17 protein-coding genes, 1 tRNA gene and 1 pseudogene are annotated in these 16,891 nt (G+C 71.2%); 15 read left to right on the top strand and 4 right to left on the bottom strand.

The features are described from left to right. The first annotated feature begins 71 nt into the window (after positions 1-71). From G448_RS16190 to G448_RS16180, 5 genes are all read left to right on the top strand, one after another. Positions 72-1,448 (top strand): hemolysin family protein, encoded by a 1,377-nt coding sequence (locus tag G448_RS16190; protein ID WP_245572286.1) that lies wholly within the window; start codon positions 72-74, stop codon positions 1,446-1,448. Further along, entirely contained in the window at positions 1,445-2,554 is a 1,110-nt protein-coding gene (locus G448_RS0110120; RefSeq protein WP_026407872.1) for a hemolysin family protein, read from the top strand. The genes G448_RS16190 and G448_RS0110120 overlap by 4 nt, the downstream gene beginning before the upstream one ends. A 957-nt stretch (positions 2,555-3,511) precedes the next feature. Next, positions 3,512-4,501: a M23 family metallopeptidase gene (locus G448_RS18845; RefSeq protein WP_245572285.1), complete on the top strand. Its 990-nt coding sequence runs from the start codon at positions 3,512-3,514 to the stop codon at positions 4,499-4,501. A gap of 35 nt (positions 4,502-4,536) precedes the next feature. Continuing rightward, on the top strand, positions 4,537-5,283 hold the full coding sequence (locus G448_RS0110110) for a glycerophosphodiester phosphodiesterase family protein (RefSeq protein ID WP_026407871.1): 747 nt from the start codon (positions 4,537-4,539) through the stop codon (positions 5,281-5,283). Positions 5,284-5,320: 37 nt separating this feature from the next. After that, the gene (locus tag G448_RS16180) at positions 5,321-7,045 is read left to right on the top strand and encodes a carboxylesterase/lipase family protein (protein ID WP_084436643.1); all 1,725 of its coding nucleotides are present in this window, start codon (positions 5,321-5,323) and stop codon (positions 7,043-7,045) included. A 60-nt stretch (positions 7,046-7,105) separates the two neighbouring features. Here G448_RS16180 and G448_RS16175 read toward each other — a convergent pair whose 3' ends face one another. After that, complete coding sequence (locus G448_RS16175) at positions 7,106-7,450, bottom strand: VOC family protein (protein WP_051268903.1); 345 nt, start codon at positions 7,448-7,450, stop codon at positions 7,106-7,108. 167 nt (positions 7,451-7,617) lie between these two features. Here G448_RS16175 and G448_RS0110095 point away from each other — a divergent pair, with 167 nt between their 5' ends. The 5 genes from G448_RS0110095 (at position 7,618) to G448_RS0110075 (ending at position 10,094) form a co-directional block, all read left to right on the top strand. Further along, positions 7,618-8,469 carry a hypothetical protein gene (locus G448_RS0110095; RefSeq protein ID WP_156911011.1) on the top strand — a complete coding sequence of 284 codons (852 nt, stop codon included), beginning with the start codon at positions 7,618-7,620 and terminating at the stop codon, positions 8,467-8,469. Between the two features lie 28 nt (positions 8,470-8,497). Next, positions 8,498-8,635, top strand: a complete 138-nt coding sequence (locus G448_RS18440) for a daptide-type RiPP (protein WP_169720847.1) — start codon at positions 8,498-8,500, stop codon at positions 8,633-8,635. 199 nt (positions 8,636-8,834) lie between these two features. After that, on the top strand, positions 8,835-9,005 hold the full coding sequence (locus tag G448_RS18200; RefSeq protein ID WP_156911010.1) for a hypothetical protein: 171 nt from the start codon (positions 8,835-8,837) through the stop codon (positions 9,003-9,005). After that, positions 8,986-9,738: an ATP-binding cassette domain-containing protein gene (locus G448_RS16170; RefSeq protein ID WP_084436641.1), complete on the top strand. Its 753-nt coding sequence runs from the start codon at positions 8,986-8,988 to the stop codon at positions 9,736-9,738. Before G448_RS18200 ends, G448_RS16170 begins: the two co-directional genes overlap by 20 nt. Further along, on the top strand, positions 9,735-10,094 hold the full coding sequence (locus G448_RS0110075) for a hypothetical protein (RefSeq protein ID WP_026407869.1): 360 nt from the start codon (positions 9,735-9,737) through the stop codon (positions 10,092-10,094). The genes G448_RS16170 and G448_RS0110075 overlap by 4 nt, the downstream gene beginning before the upstream one ends. Before the next feature lie 66 nt (positions 10,095-10,160). Here G448_RS0110075 and G448_RS19250 read toward each other — a convergent pair whose 3' ends face one another. Continuing rightward, complete coding sequence (locus G448_RS19250; protein WP_425393659.1) at positions 10,161-10,397, bottom strand: helix-turn-helix domain-containing protein; 237 nt, start codon at positions 10,395-10,397, stop codon at positions 10,161-10,163. Between the two features lie 30 nt (positions 10,398-10,427). Here G448_RS19250 and G448_RS19245 point away from each other — a divergent pair. After that, positions 10,428-10,721, top strand: a pseudogene (locus tag G448_RS19245) (helix-turn-helix domain-containing protein); the annotation flags it as partial. A 127-nt stretch (positions 10,722-10,848) separates the two neighbouring features. Here the strand turns inward: G448_RS19245 and G448_RS0110070 are convergent. Next, positions 10,849-10,921 (bottom strand) — tRNA-Arg (locus tag G448_RS0110070). 258 nt (positions 10,922-11,179) lie between these two features. Then, entirely contained in the window at positions 11,180-12,607 is a 1,428-nt protein-coding gene (locus G448_RS0110065) for an Nramp family divalent metal transporter (protein ID WP_084436696.1), read from the bottom strand. Between the two features lie 207 nt (positions 12,608-12,814). Here G448_RS0110065 and argS point away from each other — a divergent pair, with 207 nt between their 5' ends. The 4 genes from argS to G448_RS0110045 all read left to right on the top strand — a co-directional run bounded on the left by argS (position 12,815) and on the right by G448_RS0110045 (position 16,756). Beyond that, entirely contained in the window at positions 12,815-14,491 is a 1,677-nt protein-coding gene (gene argS / locus G448_RS0110060) for an arginine--tRNA ligase (protein ID WP_026407867.1), read from the top strand. A gap of 122 nt (positions 14,492-14,613) precedes the next feature. Next, the gene (gene lysA, locus G448_RS0110055) at positions 14,614-16,092 is read left to right on the top strand and encodes a diaminopimelate decarboxylase (protein WP_026407866.1); all 1,479 of its coding nucleotides are present in this window, start codon (positions 14,614-14,616) and stop codon (positions 16,090-16,092) included. Positions 16,093-16,191: 99 nt separating this feature from the next. Continuing rightward, the gene (locus G448_RS0110050; protein ID WP_026407865.1) at positions 16,192-16,371 is read left to right on the top strand and encodes a hypothetical protein; all 180 of its coding nucleotides are present in this window, start codon (positions 16,192-16,194) and stop codon (positions 16,369-16,371) included. A 115-nt stretch (positions 16,372-16,486) separates the two neighbouring features. Further along, positions 16,487-16,756, top strand: a complete 270-nt coding sequence (locus tag G448_RS0110045; protein WP_026407864.1) for a hypothetical protein — start codon at positions 16,487-16,489, stop codon at positions 16,754-16,756. The last annotated feature ends 135 nt before the right edge of the window (positions 16,757-16,891 follow it).

The following is a 16,891-nucleotide window of genomic DNA, read 5'->3' as shown; positions in this document are numbered from 1 at the left end:
CCTCACCCCGCGCGTTCACGGACCCCGGCTCCCGCCCCGTCCGGCGCATCGCCGACCGCGGGCGGTGCCGCGTGACCGACTGGCTCATGATCGCGCTGGGCCTCCTGCTGACCGCGGGCACGGCCCTGTTCGTCTCCGGCGAGTTCTCCCTGGTCGCCCTGGACCCGTCCACCGTCGAGACCCGCGCCGCCGAGGGGGACGGGCGCGCCGCCACGGTCCGCAGGGCCCTGGGGCGCCTGTCCACGCTCCTGTCCGGCGCGCAGGTGGGCATCACCCTGACCACCATCCTGCTGGGGTACACCATGCAGGACGCTCTGGCCAGGCTCCTCGGCGAGCTCATGAGCACCTGGCTGGCGCAGTCCGCGGCCACCGGCGCCGCCGTCGTCATCGCCCTGGTGGTCGTCAACGCCTTCTCCATGGTCTTCGGCGAGCTCATCCCCAAGAACGCGACCCTGGCCGACCCCATGCGCACGGCCGGTTTCGTCGCGCCCCTCCTCATGGCCTTCACGGTCGTGCTCAAGCCCGTCATCCTCCTGCTCAACAACACCGCCAACCTGGTCCTGCACCGCATGGGCATCGAGCCGGCCGAGGAGATCAGCGGCACCCGGTCCGCCGGCGAGCTCGCCGCCCTCGTCCGTCACAGCGCGGAGGAGGGCTCCCTCGACCCGTCGACCGCCACTCTGCTCACCCGCTCGATCGGGCTGGGGGCGCTGACCGCCGTCGACGTCATGACCGACCGGGGCCGTCTCCACGTCCTGGACGAGGCGGACACCGCCGACGCCGTCGTGGCCCTGGCCCGCACCACCGGCCACTCCCGCTTCCCCGTCATCGGGGAGGGCGCCGACGATGTCCTCGGCATCGTTCACCTGCGCCGCGTCATCGCCGTGCCCTACGAGCGACGGGCGAGCGTGCCCGTGACCTCCTCCTCCCTCATGACCCCGGCCCCGCGCGTGCCCGAGACCATGCCGCTGGCGAGCCTGCTGGTCGAGCTGCGGAACCAGGGATCCCAGATGGCGGTCGTCGTCGATGAGTACGGGGGCACCGCGGGCGTGGTCACTCTCGAGGACGCCATCGAGGAGATCGTCGGCGATGTCGCCGACGAGCACGACCGGCGTCGGGTCGGGGCGCGCTCGGTCGCCTCCGGCGACTGGCTCGTGCCCGGATGGACGCGCCCCGACGAGCTCGCCTCGCGCACCGACCTGCACGTGCCCGACGACGGTCCCTACGAGACCCTCGCCGGCCTGGTCATGACCGAGCTCGGTCGCCTCCCGCGGATCGGCGACACGGTGACCACGCCGCGGGCCGCGCTGACCGTGGAGGCCATGGAGGGCCGGCGCGTCACCCGCCTGCGGGTGCGCCCCGTCGCGGACCCCGGCGAGGCCGGTGCCGTGGACGACGGCGAGGAGCCCGGCCCCGGGCGCGACGGCGCGACGGGGATCGTCCGATGAGCGCCCCCGTCGCGCTGGCCGTCACCGTGGCGCTGCTGGCGGGCAACGCCTTCTTCGTCGGAGCCGAGTTCGCCGTCACCTCCTCCCGCCGCTCCCAGCTCGAGCCCCTCGCCGAGGCCGGGGACGCCAGGGCCGCCACCGCGCTGTGGGCGCTCCGGCACATCTCACGGATGCTCGCCACCGCCCAGCTCGGCGTCACCGTGTGCTCGACGGGCCTGGGCGTCGTCGCCGAGCCCGCCATCGCGCACGCGCTGACGCCGCTGCTGATCAGTCTCGGGATCGGTCGGGGCGGGGCGCACCCCGTGGCCGTCGTCATCGCCCTGGTCCTGGTCGTCTACGTCCATGTCGTCGCGGGTGAGATGGTGCCCAAGAACATGTCGATCTCCGCCCCCGAGAAGGCGGTGCGGCTGCTCGCCCCGCCCCTGGTGCGGGTCTCGCGCGTCTTCGGCCCCGTCATCACCGTGCTGAACGGCTTCGCCAACCGGGTGCTGCACCTCATGGGCCTGGAGACCAGGGAGGAGGTCTCGGCCGCCTTCAACGCCGCCGAGGTCGCCTCGATCGTCGAGCGCTCCACGGCCGAGGGCGTCCTGGAGGATGACACGGGTCTGCTCGCCGGTGCCCTGGAGTTCTCCGAGGAGACCGCGGGCAGCGTCATGGTGCCCCTGGATGCGCTGACCACCCTGCCGGAGGACTGCACGCCCGAGGACGTCGAGCAGGCCGTCGCCGTCACGGGCTTCTCCCGCTTCCCGCTGGTCGCCGGCGGGGGCCATGAGGCCGCCGATGCCGATGAGGACGAGGACCGGCGCGGTGGACCTCGCGACAGCTCTTGTGGCTCCACCGCCATCACCGGCTACCTTCACTTCAAGGACGTCCTGTACGCCACCGGCGCCCAGCGCGGCGAATCGGTGCCGGCCTGGCACGCCCGTGCGCTCGTCCCCGTGCATGCGGGCGACGAGGTCGAATCCGTCCTCGCAGCCATGCAGCGGACCGGCGCCCACCTGGGGCGTGTGGAGGACGTCGACGGCACCACCGTCGGCGTCGTCTTCCTCGAGGACATCCTCGAGGAGCTGGTCGGCGAGGTCAATGACGCCATGCAGCGCGGCTGACTGCGGCCGATAGCGGCTGACAGCGGCCGGTGGCGGTTCTGACACGGGGGTCGGCGTGTCGGCGGAGCCGGCCGGACGACGTGTGGTGTACTCGCGCGAGTGTGCTCAGGTCCACCGGATTGCGCACGTCCCGGGTGTTAAAGTGCCAAGGTGGACATGAGCGAGCAGTCGATGACACGGCGTCAGCGCCGTGAGGCTGAGCGTGCCGCACAAGCGCAGCGTGAGACGGATTCTCCGATGGCGACCCGGGTCGATGACCGCGGGCAGTCGCGTGCGCGCGCCGCGGCACGCGCGGGCGCGCATGCACGGACCACGAGACCCGCGTCGCGGGGCGCCACCGGGGCGCGTACCGGTCGGAGGCCCGAGGCCGCTCCGGCTGCCACGGTCTCGCAGGCCGCCCAGGCGACGGGGCGCACCAGGCGCGCGGCCGCAGCGCCGCCGGCATCCGCTTCCTCGGATCCCTCGGGGTCCGCGGCGTTCTCAGGATCCTCAGGGCCCTCGGTATCGGCGGCTTCGCCGTGGGCCGAGTCCCCGCCCGGCGCCCTCACGCAGTCGATCGTTCCCACGGGCCCGCTCCCGGTGTCCCCCGCCCGCCCGACCCGGCCGCCTGAGGGCGCCCGTGCCCCGGGGCCGCTGCCCGGCGCGCCCGCGCCCGTCGCACCGCCCGCCGGAGTCACCGCGTGGGACGACATCATCGCCTCACCGGAGTCCGCGGCTGGACGAACGGCGTCGAGGTCCGGCGCCCGGCGCCGGCGCTCCTTGAGAACCGGAGCCAGAGCCCGTGCGAGAACCGGGGGCGGCGGGCGGCCGGGGGCGGGCCCTGAGCGGATTCCGGCTCCCGCGTCGGGGCCGGCTCCCGCGTCCGGACCGGCTCCCGCGTCGGGGCCGGCTGCCGCGTCCCGTCCGACTTCCGGTTTCGAGCCGGGGCCCGGGGCGCTCGCCGGGCCCGAACGGGCGGTGGGGGCCCCGCACGCGATCGCGGCGCCCGCGCACGATGCCCACGACGCAGGCGCCCCTATCACCGTCACCGCTCCGCCCCGGTCCCAGCACGACCTCTCCCAGCACGACCGCGCGTCCGCGGAGACGGAGCCGCTCTCGTCGGAGGAGGGCGACGAGCGCATCGTCGCTCCCACCGCCCGCCCCAGGACCGGGGCCGGCTGGGCGGGCCGCATCAGCGTGCTGACCGTGCTGGGACTCGTGACCGTCATCGCTCCGATCACCGGCTACGTGACGGCCAGTCCCCTGGCGTCCGCGGCACTGACCTCTCAGGAGGCCGCCCCGGCCCCGGAGGCGAGTGCCCCGCCGTCCTCGGTGGCCGCCGCCGTACTCGGTTCGGATGCCGACGTGGACTCCCCCTCCGACTCCGAGCTGTCCAACGTCCCCGATGCCGCGACCCTGACCCGTATCCGCGAGGCCTATGACAATGCTGCGGTGACCTGCGCGCCGCAGGCGGGCGGGGCCTCGGGCGACACCAGTGCGTTCAACAAGGCCCCGGAGATCTTCTACCCGATGGTCTCGGGCACCTACACCATTTCCTCCCCCTACGGCTACCGTCTGCACCCCACCCTGGGCTACATGAAACTGCACGCCGGCCAGGACTTCGCCGCCCCCGTCGGCACGCCCATCTACGCCGCGGCGGCGGGGAAGGTCGTGTTCGCGGGCATGGACGAGGGCACCGGCACCGTCACCATCGAGCACCAGATCGACGGCCAGACCTGGTACACGAGCTACATGCACATGTACGAGGACGGCATCTACGTCAAGGTGGGGGACACGGTCACGGCCGGGCAGCTCATCGCCGGCGTCGGCAACACCGGGCGCTCCTCCGGTTCTCACATGCACTTCGAGGTGCGCACGAAGAACGACACGGCCGATGAATCCACGGTCGAGCCCCAGAAGTGGCTCGAGGACCACCATGCCGTCGAGCTGTCCACGGACTGCTCCTGATCCTGAACGATGAGGCCCGGTTGCGAGGGAGAGCGATGAGGCCCGGGCGGCACTGCGCCGTGATCGCGCATCGCGGAGGAGCCCGGGAGGTCCCGGAGAACACCTGGAGCGCCGTCGAGCATGTCGTGGCGCTCGGGCTGGACTGGATGGAGACCGATCTGCGGGTGACCGCCGATGACGTCGTGGTGCTGTCCCACGACCCCGATCCGGGTCGGCTCAGCGGCGAGGAGCGGCCCCTGTCCGACATGTCCTCGGATGAGGTCGCCATGCTCGACGCGGGCGACGGTCACGGTTTTGCGCGGCTCGACGAGGTCCTGGCCGTCCACCCGGGACTCTCGCTCAATGTGGACCTCAAGGAGCCCGCCGTGGTGCAACCCGCCCTGCAGGCGGTTCGGGCGGCCGACGCCCTCGCCCGGGTGCGCTTCGCCTCTTTCTCCGCGCGCCGTCTGGCGATGCTGCGCCGTCAGGAGCCGCGGGCGACGACCTCGCTGGGAGGAATCGATGTCGCTGGCCTCATGCTGCTCAGCGAGGCGGCCCTGCCATTGCCGCACACGCGCTGGGGCTGGACGCGGGGGAGGGTGGATGCCGTGCAGGTGCCGCCGGCGTACCGCGGCGTGCCGGTGGTGACGCGGCGCTTCGTGGCGCAGGCGCACGCCGCGGGACTCGAGGTGCACGTGTGGACGATCGACGACCCCGAGGAGATGGTCCGTCTGGCTGCGCTCAACGTGGACGCCGTCATCACCGATGTGCCGAGCCTGGCTCTGGAGGCCCTGGGGAGCTGATCTCGCACCGGCGCCCATGGTGGGGCAGGATGAGCGCATGCAGCAGGATGCGGACGCCGTGCGCTCGACCGACGGCATTGATGCCGGACGTGATGCCGATGGCGCCGATCGCCCCGATGCCGGTGGAGCCCGCAGTGCCTCGGCCACGCCGATCGCCGTCCCCGTCGACGGCCCCGGTCCCCGTATCGACGCCCCCTGCGGCCCGGTGCGCGGGGTGTGGCGACGGATCGTCTCCGCTCCCGGCGCCCGCCTCCGCGCCCGCTTCGAGCGGTCGGCGGCCTTCTACGGCATCCCCTACGCCGAGGCCCCGGTGGGTCGGCGCCGATTCATGGCGCCCGTGCCCCGCGCGCGGTGGGGGGAGGAGCGGAGCGCCGCGCTGCCCGGTCCGACACCGCAGCGCGGCTCGATCTTCGAGGACCCCGCCATCCCCGAGCCCTCGGTGCCGGGCGACGACATGCTCAACCTCAACGTCTTCACACCGGTCCCCGGGCAGGAGCGCGCCGGGCTGCCGGTCTACGTGTGGATCCACGGCGGTGGATGGGCCTCGGGCTGTCAGGCGAGCCCCTGGTACGACGGCGCCGCCTTCAACCGGGACGGCGCGGTCACCGTGGTCATGTCCTACCGCCTGGGCTTCGACGGGTACGGCTGGGTGGCCGGCTCCGACGCCCCCGTCAACCGCGGACTGCTCGATCAGCTCGCGGCCCTGGAGTGGGTGCGGGACAACATCGCGGCCTTCGGGGGAGACCCGGGCGATGTGACCATCGGCGGCCAGAGCGCCGGGGGCGGCAATGTCCTGGCCCTCATGGCCTGTCCCCGTGCTCGAGGCCTGTTCCACCGGGCGATCAGCGAGTCGGGTGCCGTCACCGACATCCCGATCGACCTCGCCCGGTCCACGGCCCGCGAGATGGCGGGCTTCGCCGGCGTCGGGGCGAACCTGGAGGGCTGGCGGGCACTGGACTACGATCGTGTTTTCGCCGTCACCGCCGACTTCGAGAGGCGCCGCGCCGAGCAGGCCGCCCCCATTCCGCTCGCGGAGCGCATCCGGGCCGCGGTCGTCCCCGGCCCGGACACGGGGATCACCTACGGCCCCACGGTCGACGACGAGCTCCTGCCCCTGCCCGTGCGCGAGGCGCTCGCCCGAGGCGACGGCGGCGATATTCCGCTGCTGGTCATGAGCACCACGCACGAGTTCATCGACCTGTCCTTCGGGCTGGTCGAGGAGATGGGCGGGCTCACCGCGGTGGAGGTGATGGAGGAGGCCGGTCTGGATGCCGGGCTCGCCTCGGACTACGTGGCCGCCCACCCCGAGCTGTCCGGGGGTGAGCATCTCTACCTCGGCAACCTCGTCTCCGACACCATGTTCCACACCCCGCTCCTGGACTGGGCCCGGGCCCGGCACGAGTCCGTCGGCTCGGCGGCCACCTGGGTGAGCCGGTTCGCGTGGGAGTCGCCCGCCACGGGGCGGTCGACGCACTGCTTCGAGGTGCCTTTCGCCTTCGACTGCCTCGCCCACCCCTACTGCGATCACACCCTGCGGACGGCGCCGCCCCAGGCGCTGGCCGACGCGGTGCACGGCGACTGGGCGCGCTTCATCCTCACCGGTGGCCCCGGTTGGGAGCCCTGGGACGAACGCGGTCTGGGGCGCACCTATGGGGACCCGCGCGGCCCGCGTCCGAATGGGAGCGCCGACGGCGAGGTCTTCGCCGTCGAGCGGCGTCTGCTGAGCGCCGGGGAGCGGTTGGCCGACCGGGGCCCGCACTGATGACCACCGCGCCACCACGGGGCTCCCGTCGCCCGCGGTGGCGCGGGAAGGCGGTTGTGCTCAGCTCTCCGGACTGGTCCCGTCGTCGAAGGTCACGCGCATGGTCGTGCCGGGCGGGGTCAGGACGAGGGCGTCGTCCTCGCACAGGCTTCGCACGAGTCGGCGCTTGTTCTCGGGCACCGGCAGGCGCACCGACGCGATGCGGCGCACGCCGCCGGGGTGGGTGGTGTCCGACGGGCGCGGGTCGATGGAGAAGTGCGTCATGAGGAAGGGCAGGTCCTGGTCGGCGGGGAAGAAGACTCGGTGGCGCAGGGCGCGGCCCGCCGTGTCCGTGCGATGAGGACCGGGCTCCAGGTCGTCGTCGTCCATCCGGGGCTCCATGGCATCCAGATAGTACCGGGCCATCTCTGCACGGTCTCCGACATCGCAGAGATGTTCGGGGCGATTCGACGGGGCCTCACGGCCTGGTACGAGCAGAAGGAGACCGCCTGATGAGATTCGCCTGGTCTTCTCCGACGGAGGTCGCGCTTGGCATAATGTCCTTGGACGGGTGGTGCCCGGAGCGGAGCATCGTGCTGCTCCTCGTGGACGGCGCCGAGCTCAGTTCGAGTGCATGCGTCGACGGGGAGGACGGGCGTCGGCTCTTAGCGGGTGAGGCGTTTCGGCCCGACCTTGCGGTCTACGACGCTGGTGCCACAAAGACGCTGCCCGGATATCTCGTTCAAGAGGCGGTGGTTGAAGGGCTTCTCCGCCTGACCGCAGTCCTGTCGGGAGAGCTCGCCGATCATCGTCTCGAAGACCACCTCGCGCTGTCGTTGACCGAACGGATCGTGCAGCTCGGTGACGAGATCGCGGCCCAGCGAGCAGCGGGCCCCGTGTCCGCAGACACCCGGTTGGAACTCGCGGAGTTGAACGGTCTGACCCACATGGCGCTGCTTTCGTTCCGTCGGAGCCGCTACAGCGGCAAAGCCTGGTATGTCGCGACGGAGATCAGCTCCGTGATCGGTGCCCGCAGAACCCAGGCCATCGCGCCGCTCCTCCCTGCGGTTTTCGAGCAGATGATGCGCGGGCGGGAGGCCTGGGGCAGCAGTCGCGGACTGCGCCAGTTCTGGTCTCGCGTCTGTGCTGCTACGAGCGCGAGCGTGAGCGATGCACCGAGCCAGGGGTTCGCGCAGCTTATGGAGCAATGGTGTGTGGAGATTCCGCCACTGATGAGTCCCGAGGAGGGCGCGCGCGTCGTGCATCGTTCCATGCGTCGATGGGGCGCCGGCCTTCCGATGCTGTACGGGCTCACGTCAGATGACCTGTTCGCCGCCGTAGCGCTGGCGAGCAGAACGGAGGACCGACAGGCACTCCCACAAGCTGAGTACGGTTCCGATGGAGCCGTACCGGTACTCATCGGTAACGCGCCGATGGGTAGGTGACCTTTCGAGTTGATGGAGAGGGGGAGACATGAACAAGGAGATGCAGAAGCTGGAGCCGGGCATGCAGGAGCTCGAGCCCATGGAGGCGCCCGGTTTCTGGACGGGATTCGTCGGTGGTGGCACGTTTGCGACCGCCGTCACCGCGATTGGTTTCGCGGTGACGTAATCCACTGACCGGGTAACCACCCTCCGTGTGACTCCCCAGGTACCCATTTCTCGGAGCGGGTCTCATAGGGCGGTGGCAACTCCCGCGCGGTCCCCCACCGGTGCTGGAGGCGTTCGGTGGGAGACCGCCCCGATCCTCTGTTCTACGTTCTATTGTTTTTCCGACTACCCCCGGTCTGTCGAGGAAGGATGTTGTTGTCATGTCTAAATCTGCAATGAAGTATCTCTCAGGAGTTGTCGCGCTGCTGCTTTTGTCGGCTCTCGCTGGAGTGTATCTTCAGGGTGCTCTGCGCATCTTTATCTGCGCAGCCATTGTGCTGGGAATGCTCTACCTGGTTGTCAAGATAGTGCGTGGGGAGCGAGCGCAGTGACTGCCAGCCCTATCAGCGTGCGGGGGCTCCGCAAGAGTTTCGGAGGGCACGAGTCGTCGAGGACGTCACGTTCGACGTGGTTGAAGGCCGAGTGGTGGGGCTGCTGGGACGCAACGGTGCCGGCAAGACGACCACCCTCCGCGCGACGCTCGGTCTCTATCGCGCGGACTCCGGGGAAGCTCGGGTGTTCGGCAGCACCTACGACGAGCTGCCTGATGCCGCTCGTCGGATCGGTGTGAGCATGGACCGCATGGGCGCACTGCCCGGCGCGACGGTGATCAGTGACCTTCGTCTGTGGGCGAGCACCCTGCGGCTGCCGAAGCGGCACTGTGAGGAGGTGCTCGACTTCGTCGGACCTCCCGACATGGGAGGCAAGCGCGTTTCGAACCTGTCGACCGGAATGCGACAGCGTCACGGGCTGGCTCTGGCAATGCCGGCCGATCCGCGGCTCCTGATCCTTGACGAGCCGGCCTCCGGACTGGATCCCGATGGCATCCGCTGGTTGCGCGAGACCTTGCGCGGTCTGGCTGCCAAGGGGAAGACCGTGCTCCTCTCGAGTCACCAACTGGCCGAAGTGGCCCAGACTGTCGACGACGTCATGATCCTTCAGCGAACGCTTCGTTGCGCGGGCTCTCTCGCCGATTTCACCTCTGGTCGACCGCACGACCTCGAGAAACGCTTCTTCGAGGTCGTGGGTGCGCCCGGTGACCAGGACAAGGAGGTCCGCTCATGAGTTCCCGGAAACTCTCTTTCATTGACACGTTCCGCGGTGAGGACACGACCAAGCGCATCGCGCAGAACGCCACCGCGGACGCCCTGACCCAGCACCTGTCCGAGGCGATCGACCACAGCCAGATGATGAGGGAGGACGCCAACCGGGCAACAACAGTGACCATCATCACCCAGATGATCGGGCTGGGCATCATCCCGGCGGGCCAGGCGAACGCGGCGGTGCCCGGCCTCATGAACGACGACGGCGTCATGGACGCCTCCAACCCATCCCGCGACCCGCGAACGCCCGGTAGCCCAGGTGCATCCCCGGCGCCGACGCCAGCGCCCGCGCCAGGATCCCCAGCGCCCCGAAACTGATCGACGAGTCCCACACCACCTCATTACGAAGCGCCGTCGCACCCCTACGAACAACGAAGAACTCACTCACAATGACAGCGCCCCCTGACCCGGGAGCTCGCCCGACGATCGAGCTGGCTTCTCCACAAGCCGGCGCGGCACCGCTCCAAGCGTTAATAGAGCCTCGATGTCCTCCCGACGAAACAGTCTTTTGCCTCCCTCCACGTACTGGGTCGAGGGGATCTGGCCCTGGCGTGCCCAGCGCATCAGGGTTGTATAGGTGATCCCGGGTAGTAGCGCCGCTGCCTCGCGGCCACTGAGCATGTTTGACTCAGACATGTTAGTCATACGTTCATGCATGAGGGCAGCATGCTCGTCCTTCTTGTGTATGTCAAGTGTCTTCTTGTTAGCGAGACGCTCATCCGGTATATTTGTCGCGTGCCTACCACGACTGCATCTACTGCAATGACCTTCGATGCCGCCGTCGGCGTCGCCGTGAACCAGTACCTGTTGACCCACAACTTGACGCGCGCGCAGGTCGGCGCCTTCCTCGGTGTTGCGGGCTCGAACATCAGCCAACGTCTCCGCGGGAGGATCACCTGGCCGGCGGAGGATCTGTTCAAGCTCGCCCAGGCCTTCGGCGTGACCGTCGACGACCTCATGCCGAGTCAGGTTGTCACGGAGGATGGCGCCACATGGATCCCGGCGCCGTACGCGTCCGGGTCTGGACGGCAAGAGACCCCCGTCGCGGGGGGCGGCGGGGGCGCGGGGGCGGTGCCCCGGACAGGATTCGAACCTGCGGCCTTCTGCTCCGGAGGCAGACGCTCTATCCACTGAGCTACCGGGGCCCGAGGCGGAACTCTACCAGTGCGAGGCCCGCAGGCCGAAACCGGGTCTCGCCCGCCCGACTCACCGCTCGCGGTTCGTCTGCACTCCGCGCACGGCCAGCGGTGCCCCACGGTCGGGGACCCTGCCTTTGCCGCCGCAGAACGGCACTCCGAGCGCGGCCAGCGGCGCCGGGACTCGGGACGCGGGGCTCATCGCGGCTGCGATGTGACGTTTCTCGCTTTACGTCCCCGGGTTGCGGAGAGCCCGGAGCGCTCCTCTCAGGCACGGCCGGTGATCGTGAGCCACACCAGCGCCATGTTGAGCACGATGATGAGCGCCGCTGCCGCCCGCGCCGTCCAGCGCAGCGGAGCGCCGTCGCGCCACCGCCCCATGAGCCTCGGCGAACCGGTCATCCGCATGAGGGGCACGATCGCCAGGGGGATCCCGAAGGACAGCACCACCTGGCTCAGCACGAGCGCCCATGTCGGCTCCGCGCCGACCCCGATGATGACCAGCGCGGGTATGAGCGTGATCGCTCTGCGCAGCAGCAAGGGCACGCGCACGTGCAGCAGTCCGGCCATGATCTCGGACCCCGCGTAGGCCCCCACCGACGTGGAGGCCAGCCCGGAGGCGAGCAATCCCACGGCGAAGACGACGCCGACGGCCGGTCCCAGCGACGCCGTGATGGCGGCGTGGGCTCCCTCGATCGTGTCCGTCCCCTCGGCGCCGGACAGCGCCGAGGCGGCGAGCAGCAGCAGGGCGATGTTGACGGCGCCGGCCACGGCCAGCGCCCAGGCAACGTCGATGCGCGTGGCGCGGATGAGGACGGCGGTGCGCGCCCCGCTGTCGTCGTCACGGGCCCGGTCGGTCGAATCGGCCGAGCCGCCGGAGCCGTCGTCGGACGTGCGCCGGCCGCGCCCCTCTCCGATCTCGTCGTGGTGGTCGCGCACGAGCGAGGAGTGCAGGTAGATCGCGTGCGGCATGACGGTCGCGCCGAGCATCGAGGCGGCCACGAGCAGACTGTCGGAGTCCCGCAGGCGGGGGACGAGCCCGGCGGCCGTTGAGGACCAGTCGGGCGGGGCGACGACGAGCCCGCCCACGAAGCCGATCGTCACCGCGACGAGCAGGCCGACGACGACGCCCTCGAAGGTGCGCTGGCTGCGCCTCTCCTGCAGGGCCAGAAGCAGCATGGAGACGGCGCCGATCATGCAGCCCCCGGTCAGCAGCGGCAGTCCGAGCAGGAGATGGAGGGCGACGGCGCCGCCGATCACCTCGGCCAGGTCCGTGGCGGCGGCGACGAGCTCGGCCTGACCCCAGAAGGCCAGGCGCGCTCGGCGTCCGAGACGCTCGCCGAGCACCTCGGGCAGGGACCGCCCGGTGACGATGCCGAGCTTGGCGCTCTGGTACTGGATGAGGACCGCCATGGCGTTGGCCAGGACGAGGACCCACACGAGCGCGTAGCCGTAACGGGCGCCGGCGGTGATGTTGGCGGCCACATTGCCCGGGTCGACGTAGGCGACGGCGGCGACGAAGGCTGGGCCGAGCAGCGCGAGGAGGCGGTGGCGCGGGGGAGCGGGCCGTGACGCGGGCGCATGGGCCCGCGCGATGCGTGCGACGGCATCGGACTCGCCCGTGGTCGCGCCGTCTCCGGGCGCGGAGTCCGGGCCGAGGGGTGCGGCGGAGGATGCGGAGGAGTCGTCGAGCATGATGAGCCTCGTCGGGGCGCGCACGGGGAGGGCGGGAGCCGACCATGCGATTTCGGATCGTCGAAAATCCTAGTCCCTCGGAGAGCGGCCGGCGCCCTCGTCGGCGCCTCGCGCCGACTCGCCTCCTCCCCGAGCGCCGCGGCTGCCGGGAACTCTCGGGAGCCGTCGGGATGCGACGTCGCCGCACTGCTCCGCTACCCTGTGCCCGTGACCCCAGAAGAGCTCGCTGAAGCGACCCGCACCGTCCTGACTACTGCCGCCGCAGACGGCTCCCTCGCCCTGAGCGTCGAGGATGTGCCGCTTCCCCGCGTCGAGCGCCCCCGCAACCGCGACCACGGCGACTGGTCCACCAACGTCGCCATGCAGCTGGCCAAGAAGGCGGGCACCAAGCCGCGCGACCTCGCCGAGCTCCTCGTCCCGCGCCTTGAGGCCCTCGACGGCGTCGCCTCCGTGGAGGTCGCCGGACCCGGTTTCCTCAACTTCCGCCTGAGCGCCGCGTCCGCCGGAGAGCTGGCCCGCACCATTATCGAGGCCGGGGAGTCCTACGGCCGCAACGAGACCCTGGTCGGTCAGCACATCAACCTCGAGTACGTCTCGGCCAACCCCACCGGCCCGGTGCACCTGGGCGGCGCCCGGTGGGCCGCCGTCGGCGACTCCCTGGCCCGGATCCTGTCCGCCTGCGGCGCCAGTGTCACCCGCGAGTACTACTTCAACGACCACGGTGCCCAGATCGACCACTTCGCCAGCTCCCTGCTGGCCTCCGCCCGAGGCCAGGAGACGCCCGAGGACGGCTACGGCGGCGCCTACATCGGCGAGATCGCGCAGCGAGTCGTCGCCGACGAGGCGGCCGCCGGCCGCCCCGATCCCGTCGGACTGCCCGACGACGAGGCCGCCGAGGTCTTCCGCGCCCGCGGCGTCGAGCTCATGTTCGACTCCATCAAGTCCGAGCTCCACGCCTTCCGCTCCGACTTCGACGTCTTCTTCCACGAGGACTCCCTGCACACCTCGGGCGCCGTCGATCGTGCCATCGACCGCCTGCGCGAGCGCGGCGTCATCGAGGAGCGCGACGGCGCAACCTGGCTGCGCACGACCGAGTTCGGCGACGACAAGGACCGGGTCCTCATCAAGTCCGATGGCGAGGCGGCCTACTTCGCCGCCGATCTCGCCTACTACCTGGACAAGCGCGAGCGCGGCGCGGACTGCTCCATCTTCCTGTTCGGCGCCGACCACCACGGCTACGTCGGTCGCATGATGGCCATGTGCGCCGCCTTCGGCGACGAGCCCGGCGTCAACATGCAGATCATCATCGGCCAGTTCGTCAACCTCGTCAAGGACGGCCAGCCCGTGCGCATGTCCAAGCGCGCCGGCACCATCGTGACACTCGGCGACCTCGTCGACGCCGTCGGCGTGGACGCCGCCCGCTACGCCCTGGCCCGCTCGTCCATGGACTCCACCATCGACATCGACCTGGACCTGCTGGCCTCCACCTCGAGCGAGAACCCGGTGTACTACGTCCAGTACGCCCACGCCCGCACGCGCAACGTGGCCCGCAACGCCGCGGAGCACGGCGTGTCCCGCGAGGCCGGCTTCGTCCCGGCGGCGCTGGACGACCCGGCCGACTCCGCGCTGCTCGGCGTGCTCGCCCAGTTCCCGGCGATCGTCGCCCAGGCCGCGCAGCTGCGCGAGCAGCACCGGGTGGCCCGCTACCTCGAGCAGCTCGCGGCGGCCTACCACACCTGGTACGGGGCCACCCGCGTCACCCCCCGCGGTGACGACGTCGTGAACGCCGGCCACGTCGCCCGCCTGTGGCTCAACGACGCCGTCGGGCGGGTCATCGCCAACGGTCTGGACATGCTGGGAGTCAGCGCTCCGGAGCGCATGTGAGCGCCACGCGGTGAGCGCCGGCGGGAGGACCGATCTCGCCGCCGCGCTCGACCGATCTCGCGAGACCGGTCCGGTTGCGCACCGAGATCGGAGGACACGGCATCGACGTCGGGAGGAGAATCATGACTGCTGCGAGTGTTCCCGTCGGGGAGGCCCCGCTGGGCGCTCTGGTGGCCCCCGAGCCCGATGAGCGGCCCGACCTGTGGCCCTCCACCGCCCGCCGCGGCGACGACGGCGCCCTGCGCATCGGCGGGCGCGGCCTGACCGAGATCCTGGCCGAGGCCCCCACGCCCGTCTTCGTCATGGACGAGGCCGATCTGCGCGGCCGCGCCGCCACCTGGGCCGCCGCCATGGCGGAGGAGTTCTGGCCCGCCTACGGCATGAACGGCGGCGAGGCCTTCTACGCCGGCAAGGCTTTCCTCACCACCCGCGTGGCGCGCACCGTCCTGGCCGAGGGCATGGGCATCGACGCGGCCGGTCGCATCGAGCTCGCGGTGGCCCTGACGGGTCTGGCCGCCATCGACGGCGCGAACGGCGCGGATGAGGTCTCGCGCGCCGCACGACTGGGGCTGCACGGCAACGGCAAGAGCCGCGCCGAGATGCGCACGGCCCTGGCCCACCGGGTCGGCCACCTCGTCCTCGACTCCGCCGATGAGGTCGTGCTCGCGGCCGGGGCGGTCCGCGACCTGCGCGAGGCGGGCGTGTACGGCCCGGACGAGACCGGTCGGGTCATGCTGCGGCTGACCACCGGCATCCACGCCGGCGGGCACGAGTTCATCTCCACCGGCCACGAGGACCAGAAGTTCGGCGTGTCCGTCGCCTCCGGCGAGGCGGCGCGCGTCATCGAGGCCATCCATGCGGCTCCCGAGCTGGTACTGGCGGGCCTGCACTCCCACATCGGTTCCCAGATCCTCGATCTGACGGGGTTCCGCGAGGCTGTCGGCGTCGTCCTGCGGCTGCGCCATGCCCATCCCGACGCCGCCGGGGCGCTGTGCGAGGAGGTGGACCTCGGCGGCGGTTACGGCATCGCCTACACGGGTGCCGACCCCGTGCCGCCGAGCGCCGCGGAGGTCGCCCGTGCGCTGGCCGACGCCGTGCGCGTCACCTGCGCCGACCTGGGGGATCCGGTGCCGCGCGTGTCGGTCGAGCCCGGGCGCAGCGTCATCGGGCCCACCACGGTCACCCTCTACACGGTCACCGGCCTCAAGCGCGTCCGGCTCGGCGGCGGAGCCGGTCGTTCGTACGTCAGCGTCGACGGCGGCATGAGCGACAACATCCGTCCCGCCCTCTACGACGCCGCCTACACGGCGCTTCTCGCCAACCGTCGCCCGAATCCCGCCGCGGGGCTCGTGCGCGCCCGAGTGGTCGGCAAGCACTGCGAGAGCGGCGACGTCGTCGTGCGCGACGTCGACCTGCCCGGCGACCTGGCGACGGGCGACGTCCTGGCCGTGCCCGCGACCGGCGCCTACGGACGCTCCATGGCGAGCAACTACAACCTGTTCACCCGCCCCGGCGTGGCCTGGGTCGATGGCGGGAGGCAGGGCTGGGTGCTGCGCCCCGAGACCATCGAGGACCTGCTGCGTCTGGAGGGGGACGCATGACCGCCTGAGGCTCTGCTGCGGAGCATCATCCGGCAGACGCGCAAAAACGAAACGATCGTTGTTGCCGGTCTCGTCGCGGGCCTGGCGCCCTCCTTCCCCGTGCTGGTGGCCGCGCGCGTCGTCCAGGGCGTCTTCGCGGCGCTTCTGGGCCCCACCGATCTGGCGGCCATCAACGTCGTGTTCACGCGGCGTCGCGAGCGCGATCGGATCTTCGCCGTCTGCGCGGTCGTCATGCTCGTGGGCGCCGTCCTGGTGCGGCGGTGTCGGAGGAACGCGTGACCAGGGCGGAGCCACGACAAGGGGGACTCCTCTACTCCTCCAGGAGGAGTGGACGGGGAGAAGAACCCATCCTAGTGACCTACCCGACGGATGAGGCTCTTCTTACAGTCGTGCCATGGACATCGCACGCTCATCCTTGGAGTTCCCGCCCCCGACCTGGAGCCGGGATGCCGCCCCGGCCGCCGGGCGGTACGCCGTCCTGGAGAGCAATGCGGCGGCCGCTTGGACCCTGGTGACCTGCGCCCTGATCGGGCTGCTCCTGGTGATCGGCATCCACCCGCCGCTGCAGAGTGCGATGGGCGTTGCGGTGGTCCTGCTCGCACTCGCGGGCTGGTCGGTCCTGACCGTGCGTCTGGTCAGGCTCCTGCGGCAGCAGGACCGGTGACCCCGGCGTGCGGGCCTCCTCTCCCGCGGATGCGGGCGGGCCGCAGCGGCGACGGCTATGACTGGCACGGCCGGCCCTCCTGCCTCACGGGCGCGCGCCGACCACGGCCGGGCGGCGGGCCGATCGCGGACAGGG

Source organism: Actinomyces gerencseriae DSM 6844 (assembly GCF_000429265.1).
GTDB lineage: Bacteria > Actinomycetota > Actinomycetes > Actinomycetales > Actinomycetaceae > Actinomyces > Actinomyces gerencseriae.
This window is presented reverse-complemented; position numbering and strand designations above follow the sequence as displayed.